This is a genomic window from Ruegeria sp. HKCCD7251, from assembly GCF_013031165.1.
GTDB lineage: Bacteria > Pseudomonadota > Alphaproteobacteria > Rhodobacterales > Rhodobacteraceae > Ruegeria.
The window spans coordinates 737,968-757,213 of record NZ_WPZC01000001.1 but is presented as its reverse complement, the minus strand read 5'-3'; the positions used below and the strand labels follow the sequence as shown (position 1 = coordinate 757,213).

Genomic DNA, 19,246 nt, shown 5'->3' with positions numbered 1-19,246 from the left:
CCCTGTTTCGGCCCAGACTTAGCGCATTACAAACGGGTTCGCCATCGGCTCTTGCGCGGTGCTGATCCATGTTGTTTTGGTCCGTGTGTAATCCAAAATCGCCTCGACCCCGGCCTCGCGCCCATAGCCGGATTGATTGAACCCGCCAAACGGCGCGATGGGCGAGATTGCGCGATACGTATTTACCCAGCAGATGCCAGCCCTGATCCGCTTGGAAACCCTGTGCGCGCGCGCAAGGTTCTGCGTGAAAACGCCAGATCCAAGCCCGTAGGGTGTGGCATTTGCCAGCGATATGGCCTCCTCCTCGGTATCAAACGGCAATAGGGACATCACAGGGCCAAACATTTCGACCTTCAGGGTCTCCGTTTCGGGCGAGTTGCACTGAACCAGCGTCGGATTCATGTAATTCCCCAGCCTGTCTGCGGTATCCCCACCGAACCGGATCACTGCACCCTGCCCACGTGCTGCAGCCAGCGTCTCTTGGATCTTGCGAACCTGAGCTTGCGTGCAGAGCGGGCCAACATGCGTGTCCCCATGCAAAGGATCACCCACCTGAATCGCGCGGGATTTTTCTTCGATCCGCTCTATCAGAGCATCCAGAACAGGCCGGTGCACCAGCCCACGGGTTCCCGCGACGCAGCTTTGGCCGGACGCGCCGAAGTTACCTGCAATCAAGCCGTTCGCCGCCCCATCCAAATCCGCGTCCTCAAACACCAGTATCGGGGATTTACCGCCCAGTTCCAAAGAGGTAACCGCGAAATTCTCAGCCGAGTTTCGCACAACGTGGCGCGCGGTTTCCGGCCCGCCTGTAAAAGCGATGCGATCCACGTCAGGATGGCGCGTCAGGGGTATGGCGCAATTTTCGGCATCCCCTGTGATAACCGACACAACACCTGGCGGAAAACCGGCCTCATCGATCAATCGAGCGAATTCCAGCATCGGGGCCGGTGCGATTTCCGAGGCTTTCAGAACCACGGCGCACCCAGCCGCAAGAGCGGGGCCTAGTTTTGTTGCCGTCAGGAACATCTGCGCGTTCCACGGCACGATCGCGGCGACCACTCCAATCGGTTCGCGCGTCGTAAACACGTGCATGTCCGGTTTGTCGATTGGCAGAACCGTCCCCTCGACCTTATCAGCCAACCCCGCGAAATACCGATAATAGTCCGCGACATACCCCGTTTGCGCCGCAGTTTCCGCCAGCAACTTACCGCTGTCCGTTGTCTCAAGCTCGGCCAGACGCGATGCGTTTTCGGCAACCAGATCAGCCAGTCGATACAGCAGTTTCCCCCGAGCGGTTGCTGACAGATCGCGCCACAGCGGATCGTCCAACGCGCGTTTTGCTGCTGCGACAGCGCGGTCAACATCCTCGGGCGCGGCGCAGGCGAAGGTCGCCCAACCCTGACCGGTAGCCGGGTTTTCAGACGTCATAACCTGTGTCGACGCGCCTTCGGTCCGGCGGCCATCAATGAAAAGCTTAAAGTGCGGCAAGTTACCCATCGTGATCCTCACTGAAAAACCGGCATGACTTCGTCAATGAACCGAGCCAACGACGCACGTTTGCGATCGTTGGTCATTCCACTGTCGATCCAGAACGAAAACTCATCATAGCCCAAATCTTCGTACCGCTTGATGCGGTCGATGACCTGTTGCGGGGTGCCGACGGTCAGATCGGCCGCCAGCTTCTCGGTCGTGTACATAGGGTTCGCGTCCATTTCGTCTGGCGAGATCGGCTGAATCAAGCCCTGAGTGATCGGGCGCTTGTTCAAGAACCACGCACCGAAATAATTGTAATACCGACGCAAGTCCTGGACGCCCCGAGCAACATCATCTTCATCAGCGCCGACATATGTGTGATGAAGCAACATGATTTTGGGGCGCGGTCCAGAATAGCTGTCGCAGGCATCGTTGAACCGCCCCATCAGGGTTTCGATCTCTTCCATGCCTTGCCACAAGGGGGTGACCTGAATGTTAAACCCATTATGGACGCCAAACTCGTGACTGTTGGGGTCGCGTGCTGCGATCCAGATCGGGGGTCCGTCCTCTTGCAATGGCTTCGGCGCGGACGTCGTTGCGGGGAAGGAATAGAACTCACCATCATGTGCACAGTCCCCTCGCCAGATTTCTTTCAACAACGGCGTCGACTCGCGCATCCTTTGACCCGCTTCCCACGCGTCCATGCCCGGCATTAGGCGTTCGTATTCAAAGGAATACGCCCCGCGCGCGATCCCCAACTCTATTCGTCCTTTGGTGATCTGATCCGCTGCCGCTGCCTCACCCGCCAGTTTGATCGGATGCCAGAATGGGGCGACAACCGTCCCAGTCCCCAAACGGACGTTGCGCGTGTGATGCGCCAGATCGACCAACGATAGAAATGGGTTCGGCGCGATGGTGAACTCCATCCCATGATGCTCGCCCGTCCAGACCGCGCGCATCCCGCCCTCGTCCGCCATTTTAACAAGCCCAACGAATTCATCGTAAAGAACGTCATGAGGCTGCTGCGGCGTCAGGCGCTCCATATGGGCAAACAGGGAAAACTCCATCAACGGGCTCCTTCATTCAAACTGTGGATGTCACCCTGTTTCGCGTCGCCAAGGTAGAGAGAGAAATTCCCCTCCTGCGCCTCGACCGCAAAGCGGGTCATCATGTCGTGGATGGCTTGAGTGGTATAGGTGAGCTTGGGCAATGCATCGACAGGCACCCATTTGGTGCCTTCTACTGCGGGGGTATCGTGGCAAGTGGTCAAAAAGAACGTATAGTGCAGCGCGCTTCCCGCGTCGCTAAACGAGGAATACACCTGATCTACCCGCGCAGTCACACCACGGTCTGACAGCCCTTGCGCCAACCTATTGCGCTGCCCTCCGGGTTCGACACCTGCGATCTGAAGCGGTTGGTGCCGACCGTTGTGAACCTCCAGCAAAACATGACCGTTCGACCGCACCAACGCACCGCAGATCGTTGGCTCTTTCGCGTCGATCTCGCGCTCCAAACCCAGGCTGAAATACGCCCCGCCGACATAACCCAGACCATTGCCCTTGGCGTGTGAAAACTCCTGAACTCGGCCGATCAAAACCGTATGATCCCCGGCAGGGACAACGGCATGCGTTTCACAACAAAATTGGGCCAATGCCCCTTGGATCAATGGCAGGCCGCCCACCCCTCTGGAGTGGTCAACCTTGGCAAAGCGGTCGCCTTTGTAACTGGCAAAGGTGTTGGACACTTCCTGCTGACCCTCAGACAGGATGTTGACAGCGAAATGCGAGCACTTGGCAAAAACATCATGGCTGGACAGAAATTTGCCCGGACAAACCAACAACAAAGGCGGATCCAGCGATACGGACGAAAACGAGTTTGCCGTGAATCCGACCGGAGCCCCATTGGGATCGAGTGTGGTCACAACGGTTACGCCGGTCATGAAGCTGCCGAAAGCGTCGCGCAGCGCCCTTAGGTCGATGGTCGTCATATCAGGCACTCCTGCACGAACCCCAACAGATACGAATTCACCTCAACCGGATGAGTCATTGGCATCATGTGCGCCGCGCCGGGCACGATCTTGGCACGTCCCTGCGCCACCAGATCTGCCATCTTGCGGGACATAGCGGGGGTTGAGTTCGGCTCGTCCGCGCCTGTCATGAACAGCGCGGGACACGTGATTTTGGATAGGTCATCATCCGACAACCCATCGCTTTCAGCAAAGACGCTGTAGGCGGCTTTATAGGCCGCCGGGTTCACCTCGGTCAGCCATTGGGCACAGGCGTCGCGTTCTTTGGTTTCGTGATCGCCGAACCAGCGTCTAAGTGTACCTGACGGATCGTTCGATGCGTCTGCACTCAATGAAGTGGCGCGTGCAATAACCGCCTCACGCGCCTTGGGATCACGTCGGTAAACTGTATTCAGGGCCGCAACACCCCTGACATGCTCATGTCCTGACGCGGCCAATGACAGCGCTACCAACGCGCCCATCGAATGTCCGACCAGAACGGATGGTTCGGACAACAGGGGTTCAACGGCTTTAACGTAGCTGAGCAGCCCACCGGGGTCACAGAAGGGTGACCGACCGTGGCCAGACATGTCCGGACACAAAACGCGGAAGCCTGCCGCGCCGAATGCATCAATCTGCGCATTCCACGCCTCAGCCCGCAGGCCAACCCCGTGTAACAGGATGACCAGCGGCCCCTCGCCTGACTCTATGACGGCAAGATCGCCAAACTCAAACCGAGGCCGGGTTGTCCACGTCATGACCCAGATCCTTCAAATCCTGATAGCGGTCTCCGATACGATGATGTGGCCGCCCCGAAGTCGCACCACCCAGAACCACAACAACCTCATCAGCGCGCGGCGCGTCGGGAATCGCAAATTGCAGCGTCAGGTAATGCGACCGACGGCCCGCGTCGTTCTTATCCATCATCGGCACCATGATCGGCGTGTTCGCGGGCCCGCGTGTATTGGTGAAAGACAGGTAGGATTTCGCACCAACCGCCTGCCGGAAAAAATTCCCGAAATGCAGGGTGTGGATCAGACCCGAGGCGTGCTCGACCTCGCCGTCCAATCCGACAACGGCAGCTTTGCCATAGGCCTCGATCGCATCGCCCCCTCCGGCCAGCGCGACCATTCGGTTGGTCAGCAATTCACCCAAGATCGGTCCATAAGCAAGAATTTCAGCGCGCAGATCGTCGACATACCGACCAGCCCACGGGTTCGACACAACCGCTGCAACGGCAAACATGCGCCAAGTACGGTCGGCTTTACGAAATCCTTCGACCAGAACTTCCTCATCATAGGTTACGATTTTTCGGATGTTTGGCTTCACGGTTGCCCCCTTTTTCAGTCAGGCAAAATATCACCGCCGGAATCATCTTTTGACAAACGAAAGAACTTTAGCCTTAGGTATTACCATCACTAATAGGTCAGTTACCGATGGCAAAAACACTGCCCCCGCTTACATGGTTCAGGTCCTTTGAAGCAGCCGCCCGCAGGCTAAGCTCTACCGCTGCCGCTGATGAGATCGGCCTGACGCAATCCGCCGTCAGCCAGCAAATCCGCGCGCTGGAAACGCGGTTGGGTGTGGTCCTGTTTCACCGGCACGCGCGCGGGCTGTCCCTGACGGATGAAGGCCGAAAACTGCTGCCACAGGTCGAAGCAGCGCTTGAGATGCTGGAGACCGCCGCATCGCCCTACCTGACCGAGAAAAAAGAGCGGCATATCACCGTGGCGGCCTCGATCAGTATAATCGAATGGGTCATTGCACCCGCCCTGCCACGGTTCAGGTCGCAGCATCCCGAAACATCAGTGCGATTTGTCAGCACGATCTGGCCCGACGAATACGCGGCATCGCGTGCGGATATCGAAATCAGGTTCGGGTCGGAAAAGCAGGTCGGCAAGAACGCGGTTCCTTTGCAGCCGAACCGCCTTATCCCAGTCAAGGCACCTGCGTTGGTTGGCGATCTGCAAACCTTGCCTTTAATTGAATCTGTGGGAACCTCCGACAGTTGGGCTTCGTGGTCCGAGGTAACTGGCCAACAGGTCGGGCACCCAACTTATTTTGTGGATTCCTATGGTTTGGCCCTGCAACTCGCGGTGGCTGGAAACGGTGTGGCCTTGGTTAACTCGATCATCGCAGCTCATGCCTTTAAAACCGGGGCCGTTCAGCCCGCTTTTGATCAACCCGCGGCGGCCAGCGAGGGGTATTTCCTGTCGGTCCAACGCGACTCTGCCGCCGTGTCCGAATTTGCCGACTGGTTCTCGGACTTGGTGCGTTTTCAGGCAAGGGTCTGATTCAGACATGTCGATGTCGCATCTGAGGATATCCAACCGCCCCAAAATAGTGAATTCTGGCGAAAAAGGTCCGATTCATGCGATATTCTGGCTTTCGAGTCATCAAAGAGGCGTTGACCGGTCACAAGGGCTGGAAACCGGTCTGGCGTGAGCCTGAGCCCAAGCCCCACTACGACGTCATCATCATTGGCGGCGGCGGTCATGGTCTGGCCACGGCGCACTACCTGTCCAAGGTGTTTGGACTGCGCAACGTGGCCGTGGTCGAGAAAGGCTGGATCGGGGGCGGCAACGTAGGGCGAAATACGACGATTGTACGCTCGAACTATTTGCTGGACGGGAATGAGCCTTTCTACGAATTCTCGCTTAAACTGTGGGAAGGGTTGGAACAGGACGTCAACTATAACGCGATGATGAGCCAGCGCGGGATCATCAACCTATTTCACACCGACGGACAACGCGACGCCTATATAAGGCGCGGCAATGCGATGATCCTGAACGGCGCGGATGCGGAACTGCTGGACGCCGACCAGGTCCGGGCCGAGCATCCCTATCTGAATTTCGACGACGCACGATTTCCTATCAAGGGAGGTCTGGTTCAGCGTCGCGCGGGCACGGCCCGCCATGACGCGGTGGCTTGGGGTTATGCAAGGTCGGCGGATTTACACGGGGTCGACATCATCCAAAATTGCGAGGTCACTGGCCTGCGGATCGAAAACGGCACCTGTCTGGGGGTCGAAACCAGCCGGGGCTTTATCGGGGCCAGCAAAGTGGGCTGTGCGGTCGCTGGAAACTCGGGCCGTGTGATGGGCATGGCCGGGATGCGCCTGCCCATTGAAAGCCACGTCTTGCAGGCGTTTGTGTCTGAGGGGCTAAAGCCCATTCTGCCCAGCGTCATCACCTTTGGTGCGGGCCATTTCTATGTCAGCCAATCCGACAAGGGCGGGCTGGTTTTTGGCGGCGATATCGACGGCTATAACACCTATGCCCAACGCGGCAATCTGCCTGTGGTCGAGGATGTGTGTGAGGGCGGCATGGCCCTGATGCCCATGATCGGCCGCGCGCGATTACTGCGGATGTGGGGTGGTGTGATGGACATGTCGATGGATGGCTCTCCGATCATCGACCGCACCCCGGTTCAGCGGCTCTATTTCAACGGCGGCTGGTGCTACGGAGGGTTCAAGGCCACGCCTGCCTCGGGCTATTGCTTTGCGCACCTGCTGGCAAAAGATGAACCGCACCCCGTTGCCACCGCCTATCGTCTGGACCGGTTCCGCACTGGCCGGATGATCGACGAAAAAGGCGCGGGCAACCAGCCCAACCTGCACTAAGGGGAACACGGACATGATCATCAACCACCCCCTGCTTGGGCCCCGCGATGCTTCGGAGTTCACATATCTGGGCGATGCCTCCCTGATCGACCGGCCTGACGGGATGGCCGAAAATGCCGCCGACGCGTTCTATAACTATGCCTATCTGCGCGACAACCCCGCCGGTGAGCATCAAGAGCTTTGGTATCACGAAGCCGGGGATCGGTCTTGGCTGGTCATCACTCGCAACACACTGACCCACGAGATTTCCAAGGTGGAACTGGCCCGCGATGTGGCCCGCGCGCGGGGGCGTTCGAAATGACACAGGCGAACCGGCTGACCGGTGGGCAGATCGACCGCGATACGACCCTGAACTTCCGATTTGACGGGCGCAGCTATACTGCGCATCCCGGCGATACTCTGGCCTCGGCGCTGCTGGCCAACAATGTGCGGCTGATTGGGCGGTCGTTCAAATACCATCGTCCGCGCGGGTTGCTAACGGCGGGTTCCGAAGAACCCAACGGTATGGTGGAACTGCGCAGCGGAGCGCACAAAGAACCCAACACCCGCGCCACGACCATCGAGATGTTTGACGGGTTGATCGCAAACTCGCAAAACCGTTGGCCAAGTCTTCGGTTCGACGCGATGGCCGTGAATGACATGTTTTCTAACTTCCTGTCGGCAGGGTTCTACTACAAAACCTTTATGTGGCCCGCCGCCTTTTGGGAGAAGCTGTACGAGCCGATCATCCGCCGCGCCGCTGGCCTTGGGTCGCTGTCGATGCAGCCTGACCCGGATGAATATGACAAAGGCTTCCGTCATTGTGATCTGTTGATCATCGGTACCGGGCCTGCAGGTCTGATGGCAGCGCTGACCGCCGGACGCGCGGGCGCAGATGTCATACTGGCGGATGAGGATTTCATGCTCGGCGGACGTCTGAACAGCGAAACCTTTTCGGTCGGCGACCACAGCGCAACCGACTGGGCGGCACAGGCCGTTGCCGAACTTTCCGCCATGCCGAACGTCCGGCTGATGCCGCGCACTACTGTGATCGGAGCGTTTGACCACGGCATCTATGGGGCCGTGGAACGGACCGGCGATCACCTGCCTTCGCTGCCCGCCGGTAAACCGCGCCAGATACTGTGGCGGATCTACAGTCAAAAGGCGCTGCTGTGTGCCGGGGCGACCGAGCGGCCGATTGCGTTTGAAAACAATGACCGACCCGGCATCATGACCGCCAGCGCGCTTCGAACCTACGCCAACCGCTTTGCAGTAACCGCCGCGCCGCGCGTGGCGTTCTTTACCAACAATGATGACGGTCACCGCACAGCCTCGGACCTGCACGCCAAAGGTGTGAAAATCGCCGCCGTGGTGGATGTGCGCGAAGACGCACCGCTCAGCTATGACTACGAGGTCTTAAAGGGCGCGCAGGTCTTGAACACCAAGGGTCGTCTGGGCCTGAGCTTTGTCGAGATCGCCCTGCCCGATGGCTCGACCCGAATGCTGGATTGCGGCGCGCTGGGCGTGTCAGGCGGCTGGAACCCGAATGTCCACCTGACCTGCCACCAGCGCGGGCAGCCTGTTTGGAACGAAGCCCTTGCTTCATTCGTGCCGGGAGAAAACCTACCGGTCGGCATGACCGTCGCTGGCGCTGCCAATGGAGTCATGTCGACCCATGGCGCGCTTCGCTCAGGCGCCCAAGCAGCCGCCACCGCGCTGGACCTAACCACCCTGCCCGACCTGCCCGAGACCGAGGACTCGCCCATTGCACAAAAGCCGTTCTGGTATGTGCAGGGCTGCAAACGGGCATGGGTTGATCAGCAGAATGACGTGACCGTCAAGGATGTGAAACTCAGCTATCAGGAAGGCTTCCGCTCGGTCGAGCATCTGAAACGCTATACCACGCTGGGCATGGCAACCGATCAGGGCAAGACCTCGAACATCACGGGGCTTGCGATCATGGCCGAGGTCGCGGGCAAGTCGATCCCCAAAACCGGCACCACCATTTTCCGCCCACCGTACACGCCCGTTCCTATCGGCGCGTTTGCAGGACGGATGATTGGCAAGGAGTTCCACCCAACCCGCCTGACCCCGTCACATCATTGGGCCAAGGAGCGCGGAGCGGTGTTTGTCGAGGCCGGGAACTGGCTGCGCGCGCAATGGTTCCCCCAACCCGGTGAGACGCATTGGCGCGAGTCTGTCGACCGTGAGGTGCGCCAGACCCGAGCCTCGGTCGGGGTGTGCGATTGCACCACGCTGGGCAAGATCGACGTTCAAGGCACGGATGCCGCCGATTTCCTCAACCGCGTCTACGCCAACGGCTTTGCCAAGCTGGCGGTGGGCAAAACGCGCTATGGGCTAATGCTGCGCGAGGATGGAATGGTCATGGATGACGGCACCGCCGCGCGTCTTGCCGAGGATCATTTCGTCGTCACCACCACAACCGCAAACGCTGTAAGTGTCTATCGCCACATGGAATTTGTGCGCCAGTGCCTGTTCCCAGACCTGGATGTGCAGCTGATCTCGACCACAGACGGCTGGGCGCAATACGCGGTCGCAGGGCCAAATTCGCGCAAGCTTCTGCAAAAGATCGTAGACCCCGAATTCGATATCTCGAACGAGGCGTTTCCCTTCATGGCCTGCGGAAAGATCACCGTCTGCGGCGGACTAAGGGCACGGCTATTCCGCATTTCCTTCTCGGGCGAGTTGGCATTCGAGATTGGCGTCCCCGCGCGCTATGGCGACGCGCTGATGCGACGGTTGATGGCTGAGGGTGAGGAGTTTGACGTCACGCCCTATGGCACCGAGGCACTAAGTGTTATGCGTATCGAAAAAGGCCACCCGGTCGGCAATGAGTTGAACGGAACCACCACGGCTCTGAACCTTGGCATGGGCAAGATGGTCTCAAAGAACAAGGACAGTATCGGGTCGGTTTTGTCCGAGCGAGAGGCTTTGACCGCACCGGACATATTGAAACTGGTGGGGCTAAAGCCGATCACTCCTGAAGATAAGGTAACTGCCGGAGGCCACCTTATGAACGTCGAAGGCCCCATCGATGCAGCGCATGATCAGGGATATGTGACCTCGGTGGCCTATTCCCCCAACCTGAACAGCAACATCGGTCTGGGCCTGCTGAAACGTGGCGATGAACGGCTGGGCGAGAAGATGCGCCTTGTTTCCCCGCTGACCGACCTGACGATCGAAGTCGAAATCGTCTCGGCCCATTTTGTTGATCCCGAAGGAGAACGTCTTCGTGCATGATCTTGTCGCCACAACCGCCCTTGGTGGGTCTGAGCCGCGTGTTGACACGGTTGGTTCGGTCACCTGTGCCGAAGTCCCCGGTGTGGCTTTGGCCTCGGTGGCTGCGCGCCGTGGGAAGGAAACACAGGCGCAAAAGGCTTTGGCCAAGCTGATTGGGGCACCAGCGCCCGAAGTTCAGCGATTTACCGGAGATCAGGTGATCGCCTTTTGGTCAGGGCCAGACCAGTGGATGATCGAAGCACCCTTTGACAGCCACGAAGACCTTGCGGATCAGGTGAAGGCAATCTTTGGCGATACAGCTTCGGTCACGGAGCAAACGGATGCCTGGGCGCGGTTCGATTTGCAGGGCGATGGGATCAATGCGGTTCTGGAACTTCTGTGTCAATTGGATCTGCGACGGTTTGAGCCCGGGTACGCGGCGCGCGGTTCAATTCACCATATTGGGTGTTTCGCCCTGTGTCGCGGTACCGACCATGTTAGCCTTTATGGACCCAGATCCTCGGCCGGGTCACTGCATCATGCGATCATTACCGCCATGAGATCGGCCCACTAATACTACCAAGCAGGCGGTCAGCCTGAGAGTTAAGGTAGCCGCACGCTTTCAAGACTTAGTGAAATCTCAGACCCGCTTGGTCAAAACCTGAAGCCGCCACCCAAACGATCGCGACGCCGTTGAATCGACAAGCGAAACGCCCAGTCGCTGATTAAGGCAAGCGGGAACAAAACCCTCTCTCCCAGACCGTCGATGATAGTCAGTTTTCCACCCCGTTCTTGTGCACGCACTATGTTTTCATAGCTCATGTCTCCAACGATGATGCGGCCTTTTTCGAGATCATCCAGAAGACCCATGAATTCCTGGCGTAGACGTTCCAACCCTTCGGGATCATTCCTTAGGCCCAACCGTTCCTTATGTAGCGTCGGTGCAAGATCACCATCCGGGCCTGTCAGTTTCTCGACCACAATTGCCGGCCCCAACGAGGTCGGAGCATAGCCCATAAAACGCGCCAAACGCTCAATCTCGGGGCGGCCACGATGCAGCGCCGCCAGATATTCGTTTGCCTCACGGTTCCATTGCCGCAGGTTCCCATAACGCCATTCGGCGTATCGAGGGATAAGGTGGTTGCGGACAGGCTCATCTACCCTGACCTTCAGCAAAGCCTTGTCATTTTCGGGGTGCTGAAAAATCAGGTAGTTGCGGCTTTTGCGCAAGGGTTTCAATTCGCTCAGATCTATCATTTTGCCTGCTATCTAGGGCCAGAAGCCGAACATCCCGCCACTGGATTAAATGCTAAACTGAAACCCGTTCATAAATCCTTCTCCTAAGTGTTACAAATTGCTTTTTTCGGCATGAGCAAAATGCGCGCCGACTACGGTCCGATCGGCGGGTAAGGCATCAGCATGAAGGTTTGATTACCTTCGGACTCTATAATTGGGATATGCGTCCAACCCCGTGGATCAATCGGCGGCTCGACGTCAGCACATTCGTCGGGTGTCTCATCACATATAACGACGTCTAAACCTGTGAGATAAACCAGACGCAACCTCAAACCTCGGGGGAACTGAATGCCGGCGGGTCCTGCACCAGTCAGGCCAAGATAGTGCCCATAGATATACACGGTTTCAGTGGTGTCAGGTATCGCTGAAGCCAAGTCCCGAGTGGCTTCTTGCCATGGCGGAACCCTGACATATGTCGCACGTCCAAAAAGAATGATCTTGATCAGCAGAACGTACATAATGGTGATCCGGGCGATACTTGCCACCCTTCCCGGCGTTAACGACAGATGCAAAGTCGCGGCGGTAAAGGTGAACCCAAGCAATAGCCAAATCCAGCCAAATGCACGGGCCGGGACAAAAACACCCGACATCAGCGATTTGCCAAGCAACGGTACAAGACCCGCCAACATCGCAACCAACACCGTAATGGCAACGAAACGCTGAGAGCGGAACAATATGCCCCAACCGATAGCGAAGAATGCCAGTAGCACAACGCCACTGCCAGCCGCTCCGCCTCCAAGCTGTCTAATCGTCGTTTGAAGATAGATGCGCAACTTACCGAGGTTCCTTATCAGATCCTCGGTTGATTGGACCTCGGACGGGGCGCGCCAGTCGGCAATCGGTATGCCAAAAACACCGTGATAGATGTAATTCAGACTGTAAACGGACAGCATACCTACACCGAGGCTGAAAAAGAACACGAACAGAGTAATCGCCATGCTCTTGTATGTTTTCGGCGCCTTGTAGGACATCATCGCCAAGGCCATCAAAAGGAACGGATAAGTTGTATAGGCCATAAAGGACAACGGCACCGCGACGATCAGCAATGCGACCGAAACCCGATGCGGCAGGAACACGACGCCCAACGCATAAAAAGTAATGATCCAAACGCCTGGCAGTAGCGTGTTAAACCAAAATGCGATCATGAATGCCGGGATAGAAAGCGCGACAAACAGCGCAAAATAACCCTTGTACCATCCAGGTGCCTCGCGCCCGAGCATCGTGATTGATGTACAGGCGGAAAATGTGGCCCAGGCCATCAGGTATAAGGCAAAGCTAACCGGCGAAGACCACAGAAACGGCCTGAACTGCCACCAATAATTCAGCCACCGCCCTTCATCCAAGGCTTTTCGATGGGCCATAAATTTTTGCCCCAGCAGTGCGGGGAAGTCATCGTGGCGCACAAGCGGATCAATAACCAGCGGCCCGTAAATCACCAGCAAAGCCGCAAAAGCCAGCAACCACAGGCGCAATAGGTCCTGCCACAGAGGTCTTACGTTCATCACTGGCTCCGGTGCGAGCGCGCGATGACGGATGCGCGGACCTGTGCTATTTTGGTGACCGCCGTTTGTGGCAATCTGCGAACGATCATTTTCCGCAAATTCCAGCCGAACGTGCCCACCTCTTTCAACGCGCCCGGTTTCACTTCGGTCGACAGAACCTCTGCCGGAAGCGTCGCGGCGCCAGCTTCGTTTGCGTAAAGGACGCTGTTATAGCGATACCAGGGTTCGATCGAGGCATCGTCGAACAAAATGGGGCGCAGACAGTCATAGGCCGCATAGCCCTGCTCAGCGAACAGTCCCTGCCAGAACGACAAAGGCTGTTCATTGATGTGGAACTCACCACCCTGCCCCGGCACGGCGGCTGAGAACAGAACCAGATCGCTATGCGTTGTTAGGCTTTGAACCAGGCTGGCCGATGCCTCGTGGGGCAAATGCTCGCCTACTTCCAGCGATTGCGCCAACCCAAACTTACGGCCCAAATCGACAGGCTGACTCAGGTCTTTGCCAAAAAAGCAGTCCTTTGGAATGGCCAATGTCTCGCGATCGACATAATCGCCATCCACACCTGCAACATCCTGACACCCGGCGGCTGCCCATTCTGACAACCAGACGCCGCGCCCACACCCAAAATCCACGACACTGTCTGGTTTGACATGGGATTGAAGCGTTTCGATCAGTCGAACAGCCGAGCTTCGCGCTCCACGGTCGATGTAGTCAAAGAACTCGTTGGAATAGATATGCGACATGACCACTCTCTAAATTGAGCTTTCTTCGCGATAGACCCACAAACGCAGGATCACGAAATTTATGATGGGAAGAACAACTACGACCAAACCGGCGGCGACCGGTTCGGCAAGGGCCAGCCTAGGTGCAAGGATGCCCGTTATCATCGAGGAAACGACTAAGCCGATCGCGATCATGCACAAAAAGCGGCCAAACTGACCCGGCGCGACCACTGGCCTACCAAACGTCCAAGCGGTTTGGCCAACATACTGGATAAGGATTGCAGACCCGAATGCCAGCAGGTTTGCGATCCAAGGGGAATTGAATATCTGCAGCAGGCCAAGATACGTGACAAAATAGTATGCGGCGACACCGGTTCCGACCACTGCAAACCGAAATATGCGTTTGGGTTTACTCATGACGTCTTCTGCGCTCTCTCGGACAGAGTTTCGACACCATTGCCAACCTGTTCATCCACAAAGAACAAGGGCCGCCCCTTTGCTTCGACATAAAGCCGTCCAAGGTATTCTCCGATAATGCCAAGGGTCAGCAACTGAATGCCTGAAAAGAAGCTGATGACCAAAACGGTCGACGCCCAACCAGCAACCGTGCTGTACAAGATCAGTGACCAGAACACGTATACAGCCATCAATGCGGCGATGAGCAAGGTCAGAAAGGCCAGCCGGGTGGCCATCTGCAAGGGCTTGATCGAGAAGCTGGACAAGGCATCAAACGCAAGACGGATCATCTTGGACATCGGGTACTTGGTCTCACCCGCCACGCGCGGGTCGCGAACATATTCAATGCCAATCTGCTTGAACCCAGCCCAAGCGAACATTCCCCGGATGAACCGGGACCGCTCGGGCATATCCAAAACCGCATCCAATGCGCGGCGGCTCACTAAACGGAAATCACCCGTATCGTTGGGAATAGGCACATCCGACAGCCGATTCAGCACCCGGTAAAACCCATGCGCGGTCATCTTCTTGAGCCAGCTCTCGCCCTTGCGTTCGCTGCGGCGCCCATAGACCACGTCATACCCGCGATCCATCATGGCCATCATATCTTGCAGCAGTTCGGGCGGGTCCTGCAAATCGGCGTCCAGCATGAAAATCCGCTGCCCCTTGGCCGCCATCAAACCCGCCGTCAAAGCGACTTGGTGCCCACGGTTCGTTGACAGCTTTATGCCGCGAACACCTGCGTGGCTTTCGCTCTGCTTGCAGATTTCGTCCCACGTGCCATCGGTAGAGCCATCATCCACCAGCACGATCTCCCGGTCAGTGGACCAGGGATCAGTTGCCGCGACCAGACGCTCGACCAGCATCGGCACAGAGTCCTCTTCGTTCATACAAGGAACGACTACAGACAATAACATTTAACCTCCGAACGCGAACTGTCCTGCTCGATTATTTGCGATGGGATCGCTTTTTCTAGAACACGTCGCTTTGGTTTTTTCTCGTTTTGGGTCGCTGCCCTTGATATCTCAACTGTCACATTTCGCTAATCGGTAAGTTCCAGTTTCCAAACCGTAGTTACCGCCGCGACACATCCTTGGGGTCAGTCGCCAACGACCAACCCAATGATGCAATACCGGAGTTATTGCCACCCCTTGTGGCAGCATTGCGCCAATCTTGCGACAAAGGACGGAAAGCTGTCGAAATTCGGTGCCTTGCGCGGCAAATGCACTCATAGAACAGAAAAATCCCACACGAAAACAATATAGTTCCGTGGATGCCGGGAATTTTGGAACATTCTTCCCAGCGGAGCGGTGGTCAATCACTTTCAAATCACATATTCAGTGCCGCGAGTGTAAAACAGGCAGATATCAGACCCGTGTTCGACCTACCTGCGCAGCGTGCGCATCTTTCCGAAAAGTACGACCTTAGCCCCTCAGCGGAACTGGCAGCTAGCATGGAAGACATCTATGCGCGCATGTCCCGCGTCGTTTCGCCGATGGATTGGGCGATCTATGCGCCTTATGTCAAAGCGATCAACGACCTAAAGGCCGAACGCAATGCAGTTGTCCTTGGCCACAACTACATGACGCCCGAGATTTATCACGGCATCTCGGATTTCGGCGGCGACAGCCTGCAACTGGCGATCAAGGCAACCGAGGTCGAAGCGGACGTGATCGTGCAATGCGGTGTGCATTTCATGGCCGAAACATCCAAAATCCTTAGCCCGGACAAGACGGTTTTAATGCCCGATATGGAAGCTGGGTGTTCTTTGGCCGAATCCATAACGGCGGACGGCGTGGCCGAAATGCGCCGTCGTTATCCCGGTGCACCGGTGGTGTCTTACGTCAACACCACGGCCGAGGTCAAAGCGGCCTCTGACATCTGCTGCACATCGTCTAACGCGGCACAGATCGTTGCGGCACTGGACAGCGACACCATCATCATGACCCCTGATCAGTACTTGGCGCAGAACGTGGCACGGGACGTTCCACAAAAGAACATTGTCTGGTGGGAAGGATCGTGCATCGTTCACGAACAATACTCGGCCAGCGACCTGCGGGACTTCCGCGAATGGAACCCGGGCACCCGACTGATCGCGCATCCGGAATGCCCCCCCGACGTGGTGGCCGAGGCAGATTTCTCGGGCTCGACCAGCGGCATCATTAAATACGTCACGGATGAAAAACCCGAAAAAGCGCTGCTGATCACCGAATGTTCCATGGCTTCAAACATTGCGGACGAACTGCCCGAGGTCGAATTTGTGGGTCCTTGCAACATGTGCCCATACATGAAGAAAATCACCCTCGAAAAAGTGCTTTATGCGCTGGATACCATGACCGGACAGGTCGAAGTTGAAGCAGATGTGGCCGACAAAGCCCGCTTGTCAGTTCAGCGGATGATAGACCTTTCGCGCAAACTGGGTATCTGACCGGGCGGATGCAACACGTCAGCACCAAGCGCGTGGTGATCATCGGCGCTGGATTGGCCGCCGTCTACGCCGCGCTGAAACTGGCACCGCGACCCGTCGTGATGATCTCGCCCGAGGCGCTGGGGACCGGCGCCAGCTCGGCCTGGGCGCAGGGGGGGGTCGCCGCTGCGATGGCCGAAACTGACAGCCCTGAGGCTCATGCCGAAGATACAGTGCGCGCAGGGGCCGGTTCGGTTCTGCAAGAGGTAGCCGATTTCGTCACGCGCGCCGCGCCGGATCATATTCTTGACCTGTCAAATCTTGGCACCGACTTTGACCGAACCAGCGACGGGGCCTTTGTTCAATCCCGCGAGGCCGCCCACTCGGCCGCCCGGGTCGTCCGTGTAAAGGGCGATCAAGCGGGTGCGGAAATCATGCGCGCATTGGTCACCGCACTACGTGCGACGCCGTCGATCCAAGTAATTGAAGGGGTGCAGGCCATCGGCTTTGACAGTGATGGCCAGCAGGTTCAGGGCGTCTACCTGACCCCGGCGAATGGATCAGATACGCCCTCGATTGCGTTGCACGGGGCGGCTTATGTATTGGCAACTGGTGGGTCCGCCGGGCTTTACGCGCAAACAACCAACCCCACCCGTATCCGAGGTCAGGGCATAGGCATGGCGGCGCGAGCCGGAGCGAAAATTGCAGATGCAGAATTCGTTCAGTTCCACCCAACGGCGATCAATGTCGGCGAAGACCCCTGCCCACTGGCCACCGAAGCCCTGCGCGGCGAGGGTGCGGTATTGATCGACAAGACCGGGCACAGGTTTATGCCTGAACTGCATCCGGATGGAGAGCTCGCGCCTAGGGACATTGTTGCCCGCGCGGTCTTTCTGCAAACCCAGTCCGGCCTGCAACCTGCGCTGGATACGCGGCAGGCCATCGGCGTCGACATCGCGTCGCAGTTCCCCGCAGTTACTGAAGCCTGTCGTCGCAATGGCGTCGATCCTGTGCTGTCGCCCATACCTGTCACGGCCGCAGCGCATTATCATATGGGTGGCGTTGCGGCAGACCTGTCCGGGCGCAGCACATTGGGCGGGCTTTGGGTTTGTGGTGAGGCGGCCTCGACCGGGCTGCATGGGGCAAACCGGCTCGCTTCAAACGGATTGCTAGAGGCGTTGGTATTTGCGTGCACCTGCGCGCGGGACATTGCAAAGCATGTCACTTGTGACGATGCCGAACCGGTAGATCTAAAGTTTGCGCCCAGTTGCCAAACAGCGATCTTGCAAGCCACGGCAGAGCTGCGCGGGATCATGATGGATCTGGTCGGCGTCGTTCGCACGGGAACAGGTTTGCGCCAAGCGTTGAGCCGCATAGCTCTGCTCGAAGCCGAAAACCAAAACTCACCGGCATTTCTCAATATGACGGCGACCGCGACACTGATCGCGGCGGCGGCTTTGATGCGAGAAGAAAGTCGCGGCGCACACTACAGGTCGGATTTTCCACAGACGCATTCCGACCCCGGACAACGATCAATGCTGACGCTTGAACAGGCGCTGGCGTTTCGAGACAAATACACAAAGGAAAACGTATGACCGTTCCTGCCCTACCCGATCTAATCCTAGAACCGGTTGTCCGCGCGGCTTTGATGGAGGATTTGGGATCCAACGGCGATGTCACCTCGTTAACGGTCATACCGCCAGAAACAACCTACTCTGCTCGGCTAAACGCGCGTGAAGACGCGGTGGTTTCCGGCATGCAAGTAGCCGAGCTTGCCTTTCGTCTAGTCGACCCTGCGCTTGAGATCGTTCGCCACGTGCAAGATGGTCAACGCTGCGCCAAGGGCGAGACCCTGATGGAGATACGCGGCAATGCAGCCTCGATCCTGTCTGGTGAACGTGTGGCGTTGAACTTTGCCGGACGCCTAACGGGGGTGGCTACGGCGACTGCCTCTCTGGTCGCAGAAACCAAGGGCACCAATACGCGTATCACCTGCACCCGCAAGACAACGCCCGGCCTGCGTATCGTCGAAAAACAGGCCGTACTGCACGGCGGCGGCTTTAATCACCGCTTTTCATTGTCCGACGCAATTCTGATTAAGGACAACCACATCGCCGCCGCCGGAGGCGTTCGGGCGGTCCTCGAAGCAACCAAGGCGCGTGCGTCCCACATGATGAAGGTTGAAATCGAAGTGGACCATTTGGAACAACTGGAAGACGTGCTTGCGGTTGGAGGTGCGGATGTCGTCTTGTTAGACAACATGACCCCAGACATGCTGTCCAAAGCGGTTTCGATGGCAAACGGGCAAATCACAACCGAAGCCTCTGGCAACGTGACCAAAGAAACCGTGGCCGCGATCGCAGCAACGGGCGTCGACTACATCTCATCCGGGGCGCTGACGCATTCCTACAGGACAATCGATCTGGGTCTGGATTTTTAGGGTGAATGGCGGAGAGACAGGGATTCGAACCCTGGAGACGGTTTCCCGCCTACACACTTTCCAGGCGTGCGCCTTCGACCACTCGGCCACCTCTCCGTGGG

General features: G+C 57.5%; 18 protein-coding genes and 1 tRNA gene. 8 read left to right on the top strand and 11 right to left on the bottom strand.

Going from position 1 to position 19,246, the window contains the following annotated elements:
• Positions 1-18: 18 nt before the first annotated feature.
• The 5 genes from GOX75_RS03665 to GOX75_RS03645 are packed head-to-tail and all read right to left on the bottom strand — an operon-like array spanning position 19 to position 4,807.
• The gene (locus GOX75_RS03665; protein WP_171121240.1) at positions 19-1,497 is read right to left on the bottom strand and encodes an aldehyde dehydrogenase; all 1,479 of its coding nucleotides are present in this window, start codon (positions 1,495-1,497) and stop codon (positions 19-21) included.
• 8 nt (positions 1,498-1,505) lie between these two features.
• Complete coding sequence (locus tag GOX75_RS03660) at positions 1,506-2,540, bottom strand: LLM class flavin-dependent oxidoreductase (protein WP_171121239.1); 1,035 nt, start codon at positions 2,538-2,540, stop codon at positions 1,506-1,508.
• Positions 2,540-3,460, bottom strand: a complete 921-nt coding sequence (locus tag GOX75_RS03655) for a flavin reductase family protein (RefSeq protein WP_171121238.1) — start codon at positions 3,458-3,460, stop codon at positions 2,540-2,542. The genes GOX75_RS03660 and GOX75_RS03655 overlap by 1 nt, the downstream gene beginning before the upstream one ends.
• The gene (locus tag GOX75_RS03650; protein WP_171121237.1) at positions 3,457-4,236 is read right to left on the bottom strand and encodes an alpha/beta fold hydrolase; all 780 of its coding nucleotides are present in this window, start codon (positions 4,234-4,236) and stop codon (positions 3,457-3,459) included. The genes GOX75_RS03655 and GOX75_RS03650 overlap by 4 nt, the downstream gene beginning before the upstream one ends.
• Positions 4,208-4,807: an amino acid synthesis family protein gene (locus tag GOX75_RS03645; protein WP_171121236.1), complete on the bottom strand. Its 600-nt coding sequence runs from the start codon at positions 4,805-4,807 to the stop codon at positions 4,208-4,210. Before GOX75_RS03645 ends, GOX75_RS03650 begins: the two co-directional genes overlap by 29 nt.
• Before the next feature lie 107 nt (positions 4,808-4,914).
• Between GOX75_RS03645 and GOX75_RS03640 the strand changes: the two genes are divergently transcribed.
• From GOX75_RS03640 to GOX75_RS03620, 5 genes are all read left to right on the top strand, one after another.
• Positions 4,915-5,772: a LysR family transcriptional regulator gene (locus GOX75_RS03640; RefSeq protein WP_171121235.1), complete on the top strand. Its 858-nt coding sequence runs from the start codon at positions 4,915-4,917 to the stop codon at positions 5,770-5,772.
• Between the two features lie 77 nt (positions 5,773-5,849).
• Positions 5,850-7,100: a sarcosine oxidase subunit beta family protein gene (locus tag GOX75_RS03635; RefSeq protein WP_171121234.1), complete on the top strand. Its 1,251-nt coding sequence runs from the start codon at positions 5,850-5,852 to the stop codon at positions 7,098-7,100.
• A gap of 13 nt (positions 7,101-7,113) precedes the next feature.
• The gene (locus tag GOX75_RS03630) at positions 7,114-7,401 is read left to right on the top strand and encodes a sarcosine oxidase subunit delta (protein ID WP_171121233.1); all 288 of its coding nucleotides are present in this window, start codon (positions 7,114-7,116) and stop codon (positions 7,399-7,401) included.
• Complete coding sequence (locus GOX75_RS03625; protein ID WP_171121232.1) at positions 7,398-10,340, top strand: sarcosine oxidase subunit alpha family protein; 2,943 nt, start codon at positions 7,398-7,400, stop codon at positions 10,338-10,340. The genes GOX75_RS03630 and GOX75_RS03625 overlap by 4 nt, the downstream gene beginning before the upstream one ends.
• A complete protein-coding gene (locus GOX75_RS03620; protein ID WP_171121231.1) occupies positions 10,333-10,893 on the top strand; it encodes a sarcosine oxidase subunit gamma in 561 nt (186 codons plus the stop codon). The genes GOX75_RS03625 and GOX75_RS03620 overlap by 8 nt, the downstream gene beginning before the upstream one ends.
• An 80-nt stretch (positions 10,894-10,973) precedes the next feature.
• Here GOX75_RS03620 and GOX75_RS03615 read toward each other — a convergent pair whose 3' ends face one another.
• The 5 genes from GOX75_RS03615 to GOX75_RS03595 all read right to left on the bottom strand — a co-directional run bounded on the left by GOX75_RS03615 (position 10,974) and on the right by GOX75_RS03595 (position 15,215).
• A complete protein-coding gene (locus GOX75_RS03615) occupies positions 10,974-11,576 on the bottom strand; it encodes a YrbL family protein (protein WP_171121230.1) in 603 nt (200 codons plus the stop codon).
• Between the two features lie 131 nt (positions 11,577-11,707).
• Positions 11,708-13,117 carry a hypothetical protein gene (locus tag GOX75_RS03610; protein WP_171121229.1) on the bottom strand — a complete coding sequence of 470 codons (1,410 nt, stop codon included), beginning with the start codon at positions 13,115-13,117 and terminating at the stop codon, positions 11,708-11,710.
• Positions 13,117-13,863: a methyltransferase domain-containing protein gene (locus tag GOX75_RS03605; protein ID WP_171121228.1), complete on the bottom strand. Its 747-nt coding sequence runs from the start codon at positions 13,861-13,863 to the stop codon at positions 13,117-13,119. Before GOX75_RS03605 ends, GOX75_RS03610 begins: the two co-directional genes overlap by 1 nt.
• Positions 13,864-13,872: 9 nt before the next feature.
• The gene (locus GOX75_RS03600) at positions 13,873-14,259 is read right to left on the bottom strand and encodes a GtrA family protein (protein WP_171121227.1); all 387 of its coding nucleotides are present in this window, start codon (positions 14,257-14,259) and stop codon (positions 13,873-13,875) included.
• Complete coding sequence (locus GOX75_RS03595; protein WP_171121226.1) at positions 14,256-15,215, bottom strand: glycosyltransferase family 2 protein; 960 nt, start codon at positions 15,213-15,215, stop codon at positions 14,256-14,258. Before GOX75_RS03595 ends, GOX75_RS03600 begins: the two co-directional genes overlap by 4 nt.
• A 458-nt stretch (positions 15,216-15,673) precedes the next feature.
• On the opposite strand from GOX75_RS03595, the gene nadA reads away from it, so the two are divergent.
• The 3 genes from nadA to nadC are packed head-to-tail and all read left to right on the top strand — an operon-like array spanning position 15,674 to position 19,145.
• A complete protein-coding gene (gene nadA, locus GOX75_RS03590; protein ID WP_171121225.1) occupies positions 15,674-16,726 on the top strand; it encodes a quinolinate synthase NadA in 1,053 nt (350 codons plus the stop codon).
• Between the two features lie 8 nt (positions 16,727-16,734).
• Positions 16,735-18,300 carry an L-aspartate oxidase gene (locus GOX75_RS03585; protein ID WP_171121224.1) on the top strand — a complete coding sequence of 522 codons (1,566 nt, stop codon included), beginning with the start codon at positions 16,735-16,737 and terminating at the stop codon, positions 18,298-18,300.
• Entirely contained in the window at positions 18,297-19,145 is an 849-nt protein-coding gene (gene nadC / locus GOX75_RS03580; RefSeq protein WP_171121223.1) for a carboxylating nicotinate-nucleotide diphosphorylase, read from the top strand. The genes GOX75_RS03585 and nadC overlap by 4 nt, the downstream gene beginning before the upstream one ends.
• Before the next feature lie 6 nt (positions 19,146-19,151).
• Here nadC and GOX75_RS03575 read toward each other — a convergent pair.
• A tRNA-Ser gene (locus GOX75_RS03575) sits at positions 19,152-19,241 on the bottom strand.
• Positions 19,242-19,246 lie beyond the last annotated feature (5 nt).

What these genes read in the sequence shown, in the direction of transcription:
- GOX75_RS03665 (WP_171121240.1), bottom strand. Translation starts at nt 1,497, where the DNA reads ATGGGTAACTTGCCGCACTTTAAGCTTTTCATTGATGGCCGCCGGACC.
- GOX75_RS03605 (WP_171121228.1), bottom strand. Translation starts at nt 13,863, where the DNA reads ATGTCGCATATCTATTCCAACGAGTTCTTTGACTACATCGACCGTGGA.
- GOX75_RS03630 (WP_171121233.1), top strand. Translation starts at nt 7,114, where the DNA reads ATGATCATCAACCACCCCCTGCTTGGGCCCCGCGATGCTTCGGAGTTC.
- GOX75_RS03615 (WP_171121230.1), bottom strand. Translation starts at nt 11,576, where the DNA reads ATGATAGATCTGAGCGAATTGAAACCCTTGCGCAAAAGCCGCAACTAC.
- GOX75_RS03585 (WP_171121224.1), top strand. Translation starts at nt 16,735, where the DNA reads ATGCAACACGTCAGCACCAAGCGCGTGGTGATCATCGGCGCTGGATTG.
- GOX75_RS03635 (WP_171121234.1), top strand. Translation starts at nt 5,850, where the DNA reads ATGCGATATTCTGGCTTTCGAGTCATCAAAGAGGCGTTGACCGGTCAC.
- nadC (WP_171121223.1), top strand. Translation starts at nt 18,297, where the DNA reads ATGACCGTTCCTGCCCTACCCGATCTAATCCTAGAACCGGTTGTCCGC.
- GOX75_RS03655 (WP_171121238.1), bottom strand. Translation starts at nt 3,460, where the DNA reads ATGACGACCATCGACCTAAGGGCGCTGCGCGACGCTTTCGGCAGCTTC.
- GOX75_RS03640 (WP_171121235.1), top strand. Translation starts at nt 4,915, where the DNA reads ATGGCAAAAACACTGCCCCCGCTTACATGGTTCAGGTCCTTTGAAGCA.
- GOX75_RS03610 (WP_171121229.1), bottom strand. Translation starts at nt 13,117, where the DNA reads ATGAACGTAAGACCTCTGTGGCAGGACCTATTGCGCCTGTGGTTGCTG.
- GOX75_RS03600 (WP_171121227.1), bottom strand. Translation starts at nt 14,259, where the DNA reads ATGAGTAAACCCAAACGCATATTTCGGTTTGCAGTGGTCGGAACCGGT.
- GOX75_RS03625 (WP_171121232.1), top strand. Translation starts at nt 7,398, where the DNA reads ATGACACAGGCGAACCGGCTGACCGGTGGGCAGATCGACCGCGATACG.
- GOX75_RS03660 (WP_171121239.1), bottom strand. Translation starts at nt 2,540, where the DNA reads ATGGAGTTTTCCCTGTTTGCCCATATGGAGCGCCTGACGCCGCAGCAG.
- GOX75_RS03650 (WP_171121237.1), bottom strand. Translation starts at nt 4,236, where the DNA reads ATGACGTGGACAACCCGGCCTCGGTTTGAGTTTGGCGATCTTGCCGTC.
- GOX75_RS03595 (WP_171121226.1), bottom strand. Translation starts at nt 15,215, where the DNA reads ATGTTATTGTCTGTAGTCGTTCCTTGTATGAACGAAGAGGACTCTGTG.